Genomic DNA, 10,034 nt, shown 5'->3' on the forward strand with positions numbered 1-10,034 from the left:
AAGCTAGATTAATCAAATAAAAAACCTTGTTCACTTCCTTTGTTACGACCCAGATGCGTATAGGCCAGTTCCGTTACCTCCCGTCCGCGGGGGGTCCGTTTGATAAACCCTTCTTTTATCAGGAAAGGTTCGTAAACTTCTTCCAGTGTACCGGGGTCTTCCCCCAGTGCCGTAGCAATGGTAGTAAGGCCGACCGGACCACCGTTAAACTTATCTATAATCGTAGTAAGCAATTTATTATCAATCTGGTCGAGACCATACCGGTCAATGTTAAGAGCTTCCAGTGCATAACAGGAAATAGCCTTATCGATTTCGCCGGAACCTTTCACCTGGGCAAAGTCACGTACACGGCGTAACAAAGCATTCGCGATACGGGGTGTTCCCCGGCTGCGTGAAGCAATTTCGCGGGCAGCATTCAGTTCACATTTTACCTGCAAGATATCGGCACTACGAAGTATAATCTTTGTCAGTGTCTCCATTTCATAATATTCGAGATGCAGATTAATACCGAATCGAGCACGTAACGGGCTGGTCAGCAACCCACTACGAGTCGTTGCTCCTACCAAGGTAAACGGGGCCAAATCTATTTGGATGGAACGGGCACTCGGCCCTTTATCTATCATGATATCTATCCGGTAATCCTCCATTGCGGAGTAAAGATATTCCTCCACAATCGGACTCAACCGGTGGATTTCATCGATGAAAAGGACATCATTCTTTTCTAATGAAGTCAATACCCCCGCCAAATCGCCGGGCTTATCCAATACTGGACCGGAAGTAACCTTAAAACCCACTCCCAGTTCATTTGCAATAATATTCGATAATGTAGTTTTTCCCAGTCCGGGGGGACCATGCAGCAGCACATGGTCCAGCGCCTCTTTGCGCATACGGGCAGCCATCACAAAAATCTTCAGATTTTCAACCACTTTAGCCTGTCCGCTGAAATCATGAAACGAAAGCGGACGCAGCGCATTTTCGTACTCCCGCTCGCTTTCCGGCATCTGCACATCTCGTATATCAAAGTCGTCTTCCATATTTTTCATCTTTGACAGGCAAAGATAACTAATAATACAGAAGCAGCCATCTGTTTACATACTTTTCCTACAACCTTATCAAGCTATTTTCCCTTCACCTTTTATGAATAAAGGAAAATATACAACTACACAAGAAAAAACGATTATCAAAATGTCATTACCATAGCGGGTAAAAGGGATTAATATGGCGGGTAAAATGAATTACCCGCACATGTAACTCTTTTTGACATATCAATTCGATTACAAAACACTCAAATGATGAACATTTTAATATTTCCGGTACGCGCAACAAAACCATCTTCTTTTGTAGATTTTAAACCGGAGAGCTCAAAAAATATTTATTTTCAGAAGCCAACATTTGAAAATATTTTATTTACATTTGTCCCACATCATTCAACACACAACGACCATGAGCACAAAATTCCTGATATCATCAGATAATAACAACAGGAGCGAAGTCCTGAAAAAGAAAATTATCCATTACTATATAGCCAATGGCGACGGTACAATTGCCGATTTGGGACGCGAGATGGATCTCAGCATTCCGACCGTTACAAAATTAATTACGGAATTGCAGGAAGACGGGTACATCCTGGATTTCGGCAAGCAAGATACAAACGGAGGAAGAAAACCGAATATATACGGGCTGAATCCGGTTTCCGGCTATTTTGTCGGAGTGGACATACTCAAAGACAAGCTGAACCTCGGGGCTGTCGATTTTAAAGGAGATACGGTGGTGTTGGAAGAAAACATTCCATACAAAATGGAAAACACGCCGGCTTCATTGGAAGAACTTTGCCGGCTAACGAACACATTTATAGACAAACTGCCGGTGGAACGGGATAAAATACTGGCTGCATGCGTCAATATTTCAGGACGGGTGAACCCAACCTCCGGATATAGTTACAGTATATTCTATTTTGAAGAGAAACCGCTGGCCCAGATACTGGAGGAAAAACTGAAAACAAAAGTATTCATCGAAAACGACACCCGTGCCATGACATACGGCGAATACATGCGGGGCGTGGTGAAGGGTGAAAAAAATATCCTGTTTATTAATATGACCTGGGGACTGGGGGTCGGTATTATTATCGACGGAAATCTTTATTACGGAAAATCCGGTTTTTCAGGTGAATTCGGGCATTTCCGATTTTTCGACAGCGAAGTAATCTGCCACTGCGGTAAAAAAGGTTGTCTCGAAACCGGCGCTTCCGGCTCAGCCCTACAACGCATCCTGCTGGAACGGTATAAGGAAGGTAGCAGCACGATTTTAGCAAGTAAAATAGATAATGGAAAATACATCTCCTTCGACGATTTGATTGAAGCAATCCGCAAAGAAGACATCCTCTGTATCGACATACTGGAAGAAATCGGACTAAATCTCGGAAAAGGAATAGCCGGACTTATAAACCTTTTCAACCCGGAATTGGTCGTGTTGGGAGGTCCTTTGTCGCTGACCGGCGAATATATCAGCCTTCCGATAAAAAGCGCCATTCGCAAATATTCGCTCAACCTCGTCAACCAAGACACCGAGATAAGAATCTCCCGTTTGGGCGAAAGAGCCGGCGTATTAGGAGCTTGCCTTTTATCCAGAAGCAAACTGCTTGGAGTGATACATGCTTGATATAGAATGCCTCCCTTGTAAAATATTTTCAAACAACCTGCCTATTATTAAAATATTTTATTTATATTTGCCGCATATTTAAAATACCGGATAAACACGATGGCAATGCAAGCAATGGAAAAAATTATAGGTCTGATTGACGCTCCTTTCACTCCGTTCGATGGAAACGGAGAAGTAAACTACGAACCTATAGAAGCATATGCCGGACTTCTTGCCAAAAACGGGCTAAAAGGTGTATTCATCAACGGTTCATCCGGCGAGGGATACATGCTGACGGAAGAAGAGCGAATGAAACTTGCCGAAAAATGGATGGAAGTTGCGCCGAAAGGATTTAAAGTAATCGTACACGTAGGAAGCACTTGCGTAAAGTCGAGCCGCAATCTGGCTGCTCATGCGCAGCAAATCGGAGCTTGGGGTATCGGGGCAATGGCTTCACCGTTTCCGAAAGTAAACCGGGTGGAAGAATTAGTGGAATATTGCGAAGAGATAGCCTGTGGTGCTCCCGAGTTACCTTTCTATTATTATCATATCCCGGCCTTTAACGGGGCTTTTCTTTCCATGGTCGATTTCTTGAAAGCGGTAGACGGACGCATTCCGAACTTCGCCGGTATCAAATATACGTATGAAAGCCTGTATGAATACAATCAATGCCGACTTTATAAAAACGGCAAATTCGATATGCTGCACGGACAGGACGAAACAATCCTCCCCTGTCTGGCCATGGGTGGCGCACAAGGCGGCATAGGTGGCACTACCAATTATAATGGAAAAGAGTTGACCGGTATTTTAGAGGCCTGGGCTGCCGGAGACTTGGAAGCAGCACGCGAAAAACAAAACTTCTCACAAGAAGTTATCAATGTAATTTGCCGCTATCGTGGAAATATAGTGGGAGGAAAACGAATCATGAAACTAATCGGTCTGGACCTGGGAAAGAACCGTACGCCGTTCCGGAACATGACAGATGCCGAAGAAGCTGCCATGAAAGCAGAACTGGAAGCCATCGGCTTCTTTGAAAGATGCAACAAATTCTAAACAGTCGAAACACAATCTAAATACCATGAACACACCGACTAATATCACTCAGCCCGTTGAATATCTGAATTATTGGGCAGAAGTCTACAAAAAAGACCTGCTTACGGATATTCTGCCTTTCTGGTTGAAATATGGGACAGACAAAGAAAACGGTGGTTATTTCACCTGCCTGAACCGAGACGGTTCCCTGATGGATTCAAACAAATCCGTGTGGTTCCAGGGACGTTTCGCATTCATCTTAGCCTATGCCTACAACCAGTTGGAAAAAAACGAAGAATGGTTGCGCGCCTGTAAAAACGGTATCGATTTTATTGAGAAATACTGTTTCGATACCGATGGCCGGATGTTCTACGAAGTAACCAAGACGGGCCTCCCTGTACGTAAACGCCGATACGTATTTTCTGAAACATTTGCTGCTATCGCCATGGCACAATATTCGATTGCCTCGGGCGATAAGAGCTATGCTGAAAAAGCCGTAAGACTATTTAAACAAATCCTTTACTACAAAAACACTCCGGAAGTACTCGAACCAAAGTTCCGTGAAGGTTTTGTAGCCAAAGGACATTCGCTTTGTATGATTTTGATTGATACCGCCGCCCGTATCCGGGAAGCGGTCGATGATGAAATCCTTACCCGCCAGATTGACGAGTCGATAGCCGAACTCCGCCGCGACTTTATGAAGCCGGAGTTCGGTGCTATCCTCGAAACGGTAGGGCCTGATGGAGAATTTATAGACTCCATTCCGGGCCGTACCATCAATCCGGGCCATTCCATCGAGACAGCTTGGTTTATCTTGGAAGAAGCCAAGCATCGAGACTGGGACCCGCAATTAAAAGAGATGGGGCTTACCATCCTCGATTGGTCGTGGGAATGGGGTTGGGATAAACAGTATGGCGGCATCAGCTATTTCAAGGATTGCAAGAACCTGCCTCAGCAGGAATACTGGCACGACATGAAATTCTGGTGGCCGCAATGCGAAGCGATTATCGCGACACTTTACGCGTATGAAGCAACAGGTGATAATAAATACCTTGAAATGCACAAACAAATCAACGAATATACATACTCCCGTTTCCCGGACAAGGAATATGGCGAATGGTTCGGTTATTTCCATTACGACGGAACTTTGTCGCAACCCGCCAAAGGGAACATGTATAAAGGACCGTTCCACATCCCCCGGATGCTTCTGAAATCACATTTGCTCTGCAAAGAAATTCTTTCGAAGTAGTCATAAACTCTCGTTTTCCTGGATATCTAAAAGGAATGAATAATAAAAAGATTTATCCCTGGGTGGTGGTCGGATTGCTTTGGGGCGTCGCATTGTTGAATTACATGGACCGGCAGATGCTTTCGACAATGAAGTCGGCCATGATGATTGACATTACCGAATTGGAGTCTGCCACAAACTTCGGCCGGCTGATGGCTGTATTCCTCTGGATATACGGTTTTATGAGTCCGGTAGCCGGGATGATAGCCGACCGGGTAAACCGAAAATGGCTGATTGTAGGCAGTTTATTTGTCTGGTCGTTCGTTACCTTAATGATGGGGTATTCCACAGATTATCACCAAATTTACATACTCAGGGCCATAATGGGAGTAAGCGAAGCCTTATATATACCCGCCGGCTTGTCCCTGATTACGGATTATCATCAGGAAAAGACGCGTTCGCTGGCTGTCGGCATTCACATGACCGGCCTGTACACCGGTCAGGCATTAGGGGGATTTGGGGCAACCATTGCCGGAGCGTATAGTTGGGAAACGACCTTTCATTGGTTCGGTATCGTGGGAATCGCCTACAGTATTATTTTGATACTGTTACTACGGGATAAAAAGGACCATACCGTTGCCCGGCCGAAAGAGGAAACAGGAGCAAAAGAAAACCCGGTCTCCGCCGCAATAAAAGGGATGGCAATGCTGTTCGTCAACCTCTCTTTCTGGATTATCCTGCTTTATTTCGCGACTTCAAGCTTGCCGGGATGGGCCACTAAGAACTGGTTGCCGACATTATTTGCGGAAAATCTCTCCATCGAGATGTCGGAAGCCGGACCATTGGCTACCTTTACCATCGCAATATCGTCGTTTATCGGAGTCATAGCGGGTGGTATTTTATCCGACAAATGGATACAAAAGAATGTACGCGGACGCGTTTATACCGGTTCCATCGGTTTGGCACTGACTATTCCGGCATTACTCTTGTTGGGATACGGGCATAGTTTCCTGATGATTATCGGAGGAGGACTTTGTTTCGGTATCGGTTTCGGTATATTCGATGCCAACAACATGCCTATTCTCTGCCAATTCGTTTCACCCCGCTACCGGGCAACGGCTTATGGCATCATGAATATGACGGGAGTATTTGCCGGGGCAGCCATCACTTCCTTGTTAGGAGAATCGACTGACGCAGGAAACCTGGGACATGATTTTGCCATGATGGCAGGACTGGTATTCATCGCTTTACTGGTAGAAGTCCTCTTCTTACGCCCTAAAACGGTGAATAAGACAAATGAATAATTAACAAACAAAGATACCATGAGAAAGAGTCTTTTTTATTTTTGCCTTCTTCTGATTACAGAAACTATCTTCGCGGCAGACAGTCTATATGTACGGGAACCGCAAATTCCTATCCTCACGGACCGTATGGATAATGTGTTGCTGCAGATACGCATACCTGCCCAAAAAGGGGACATCCTCAATAAAATCACCCTTCAATTCGGTAAGGAAACCAATATTTCCGAGATAAAAGCAGTCCGCTTGTTTTATAGCGGTACGGAAGCGCCATCGAGGAAAGGAGAGTATTTCAGCCCGGCCACTTACATATCCAGCCATACACCGGGTAAAACACGTGAGGCAAACCCTGCCTATTCCGTGAAACAAGACGAACAGGCTCTCGCAGGACAAACGGTAACACTTACCAGCAAGCAACCGATGGTGAAAGGAGTAAATTACTACTGGATAAGTATCCGGATGGACCATCAAACAGCTCTTTCCTCGAAACTATCAGTGGACATACAGGAGGCTTTTATCAACGATAAACCGGCGGTTCTGAGCTGGGACGGAAAAGCGGAAGTGCGCAGAGTCGGTATCGGCGTACGTCAAGCCGGAGACGACGGTTCCGCTGCTTTCCGCATACCAGGATTAGTAACGACTAACAAAGGCACTTTATTAGGTGTTTACGACATCCGTTACAACAGCAGTGTAGACTTGCAGGAGATGGTGGACATCGGTGTCAGCCGCAGCATGGACAAGGGACAGACTTGGGAACCGATGCGCGTAGCGATGACATTCGGTGAAACCGGTGGTTTGCCTCATGCACAAAACGGAGTAGGCGACCCTTCCATCCTGGTAGACGAAAAAACAAATACAATCTGGATTGTAGCCGCATGGACACACGGCATGGGTAACGAACGGGCTTGGTGGAACTCCATGCCGGGTATGACGCCCGATGAAACCGCCCAATTAATGCTTGTAAAGAGCGAAGATGACGGCAAAACCTGGAGCGACCCCATCAACATTACCGCACAAGTAAAAGACCCTTCTTGGTACTTCCTGCTGCAAGGGCCGGGCCGGGGCATCACGATGAAGGACGGCACATTGGTATTTCCTATCCAATTCATCGATGCGACACGTGTCCCGAATGCCGGAATCATGTACAGCAAAGACCGGGGAAAAACTTGGCATTTACATAATCTGGCCCGTACTAATACGACCGAAGCGCAGGTAGTCGAGGTTGAACCGGGTGTGCTCATGCTGAACATGCGTGATAACCGGGGAAGAAGCCGTGCCGTAGCTATCACCAAAGATTTGGGCAAAACATGGACGGAACACCCTTCCAGCCGCAAAGCCTTGCAAGAACCGGTCTGCATGGCTAGCCTGATAAAAGTGGACGCAAAAGATAATATTACCGGCAAGAAGTTGTTGCTGTTCTCCAACCCGAACACAACCAAAGGACGCAACCATATCACCATAAAAGCCAGCTTAGACGGAGGATTGACCTGGCCCGCCGAATATCAGGTAATGTTGGACGAAGGCGAAGGCTGGGGATACAGTTGCCTTTCCATGATAGATAAAGAAACAGTCGGTATCCTCTACGAATCGAGCGTGGCACACATGACTTTCCAAGCTGTCAAACTTACAGACCTGATAAAGTAGACATGAAAAATATACTGTTCATCTTATTGATACTATGTTTAGGGATATCGGTGGCAAAAGCTGCCGATGTCCCTTCTTTATTACCACAACCACAAATCGTAAAATGGGAGAAGGGTTATTTTACGGCCAAAGAGATTTCATTTTCTTTCTATGAAGGGAATAACATAGAACGGGAGGCTCTGAAATGGGCGCAAGAACAGCATCTGAAGGTAAATCCGGACAGCCGTAAAACGATAGCAGTCAGTTTAGTCAACAGCCTCTCGGATATCCCAGTCAATCAGGATGAAGCATACAAATTGACGGTTTCATCGGATAAAATCACGATTAAAGCTGTTACAGAGAATGGTATTTACCGAGCTTTTCAAACCCTAAACCAACTCAACAAACAGACAGAAAACAATTGCCATATCACTGCTTGTCAAATTACAGATTGGCCGGCATTCCGCATCCGCGGTTTTATGCAGGATGTCGGACGAAGTTACATATCCTTAGAAGAATTGAAACGGGAAATAGCCATCCTTTCCCGCTACAAAATAAACGTATTCCACTGGCATCTAACGGAAAATCAATCATGGCGATTGGAAAGCAAGATATTCCCGATGCTCAACGACAGCGCAAATACGACTCGTATGCCGGGGAAATATTATACATTGAAAGAAGCGCGGGAACTAACCCAATTTTGTAAGGAGCACCATGTTTTACTTATCCCCGAAATAGACATACCGGGACACAGTGCCGCATTTGTTCGTACCTTCCGTCACGATATGCAAAGTCCAGAAGGAATGAAAATACTAAAACTTCTGCTCGAAGAGGTCTGCGAAGCCTTCGACGTTCCTTACCTTCACCTCGGAACAGATGAAGTTCAATTCACCAATCCTCGTTTCGTACCGGAAATGGTTGCCTATGTCCGCTCGAAAGGGAAAAAAGTAATTTCCTGGAACCCTGGTTGGCACTATCAACCCGGTGAAATCGACATGACACACCTATGGAGCTACAGGGGTAAAGCTCAACCGGGTATCCCAGCCATCGATTCCCGTTTTCATTACCTGAACCACTTCGACACCTTCGGCGATATCATCGCACTTTATAATAGTCGCATTTACAACGTACCACAAGGTAATGCCGATGTCGCAGGCGTTATCCTAGCAGTCTGGAACGACCGGATGATACAACCGGAAACGGATATCATCAAACAAAACAGTTTCTACCCGAATATGCTTGCTATCGCCGAACGCGCTTGGAAAGGAGGAGGCTATGAATATTTCGACCAGAACGGGACCATCCTACCGCCGGAAGAAAACGAGGAATTTCAAGCCTTCGCCGATTTCGAAAAACGGATGTTGTACCACAAAGAAAAATACTTCCGCGGATATCCTTTTGCCTACGTCAAACAAACAAACGTAAAATGGCGCATAACCGATGCTTTTCCCAACAAAGGGAACTTAAAAAAGGCCTTTCCTCCGGAAAAATCCTTCGAAAAAAGTTATCTATACGAAGGAGAAACATACAAGACGCACGATGTCACGGGAGCCGGAATTTATCTCCGCCATGTATGGGGGACACTTGTCCCTGCCCTATATAAAGAGCCGGAAACAGACCACACCGCCTATGCCTGGACCTGGGTATATTCGCCCAAAGAACAGGAAACCGGCGTCTGGATAGAGTTTCAGAACTACAGCCGTTCGGAAGCAGACTTGCCACCCCTACCAGGTACATGGGACTACAAAGGCAGTCGTATTTGGCTGAACGACCAAGAAATAGAACCTCCGGTATGGACAGCGACACACCGTTCAAAATCGAATGAAATACCTTTAGGCAACGAAAACTGTGCGGTCAGACCACCCCTACCGGTCCATCTACAGAAAGGATGGAACAAAGTATTCCTGAAATTGCCTATCGGTAAATTTTCGACCCCGGAAATACGCTTGCAGAAATGGGCTTTCACGTTTGTCCTCGTCACACCCGACGGCGAAAGAGCTGTTGACGGGCTCGTTTACTCCCCTGACAAAATACGCTAAAGAGATAAAAAAGAGCTGTTTATTTATCATCTTTCCCTGTATTGCAATACTTCCGGTAAAAAAACACTATGTAGCTTACAAAGATAGCGACAACAGCAAAAGAGACCTTTCTCCCTTCAGTTTACACATAAGGTTATTACAGGGCAAACGCATTAGAAACAATCTGAAACTGAAGAT

General features: G+C 45.7%; 7 protein-coding genes. 6 read left to right on the forward strand and 1 reads right to left on the reverse strand.

The genetic code is table 11. The features are described from left to right. Positions 1 to 8: 8 nt before the first annotated feature. On the reverse strand, positions 9 to 1,034 hold the full coding sequence (ruvB, locus tag DW103_RS09200; protein WP_122275387.1) for a Holliday junction branch migration DNA helicase RuvB: 1,026 nt from the start codon (positions 1,032 to 1,034) through the stop codon (positions 9 to 11). 409 nt (positions 1,035 to 1,443) lie between these two features. Here ruvB and DW103_RS09205 point away from each other — a divergent pair, with 409 nt between their 5' ends. The 6 genes from DW103_RS09205 (at position 1,444) to DW103_RS09230 (ending at position 9,857) form a co-directional block, all read left to right on the forward strand. Further along, positions 1,444 to 2,658, forward strand: a complete 1,215-nt coding sequence (locus DW103_RS09205) for an ROK family transcriptional regulator (RefSeq protein WP_122275354.1) — start codon at positions 1,444 to 1,446, stop codon at positions 2,656 to 2,658. Positions 2,659 to 2,772: 114 nt separating this feature from the next. Continuing rightward, a complete protein-coding gene (locus DW103_RS09210; RefSeq protein ID WP_122275389.1) occupies positions 2,773 to 3,690 on the forward strand; it encodes a dihydrodipicolinate synthase family protein in 918 nt (305 codons plus the stop codon). A 25-nt stretch (positions 3,691 to 3,715) separates the two neighbouring features. Further along, entirely contained in the window at positions 3,716 to 4,918 is a 1,203-nt protein-coding gene (locus tag DW103_RS09215) for an AGE family epimerase/isomerase (protein WP_122275356.1), read from the forward strand. Positions 4,919 to 4,953: 35 nt separating this feature from the next. After that, positions 4,954 to 6,201 carry an MFS transporter gene (locus DW103_RS09220; protein WP_122275358.1) on the forward strand — a complete coding sequence of 416 codons (1,248 nt, stop codon included), beginning with the start codon at positions 4,954 to 4,956 and terminating at the stop codon, positions 6,199 to 6,201. A gap of 18 nt (positions 6,202 to 6,219) precedes the next feature. After that, on the forward strand, positions 6,220 to 7,839 hold the full coding sequence (locus DW103_RS09225; protein WP_122275360.1) for a sialidase family protein: 1,620 nt from the start codon (positions 6,220 to 6,222) through the stop codon (positions 7,837 to 7,839). A 2-nt stretch (positions 7,840 to 7,841) separates the two neighbouring features. Continuing rightward, positions 7,842 to 9,857: a family 20 glycosylhydrolase gene (locus tag DW103_RS09230; protein WP_122275363.1), complete on the forward strand. Its 2,016-nt coding sequence runs from the start codon at positions 7,842 to 7,844 to the stop codon at positions 9,855 to 9,857. Positions 9,858 to 10,034: the final 177 nt, after the last annotated feature.

Source organism: Parabacteroides sp. AM08-6 (genome assembly GCF_003473295.1).
Classification (GTDB): Bacteria; Bacteroidota; Bacteroidia; order Bacteroidales; family Tannerellaceae; genus Parabacteroides.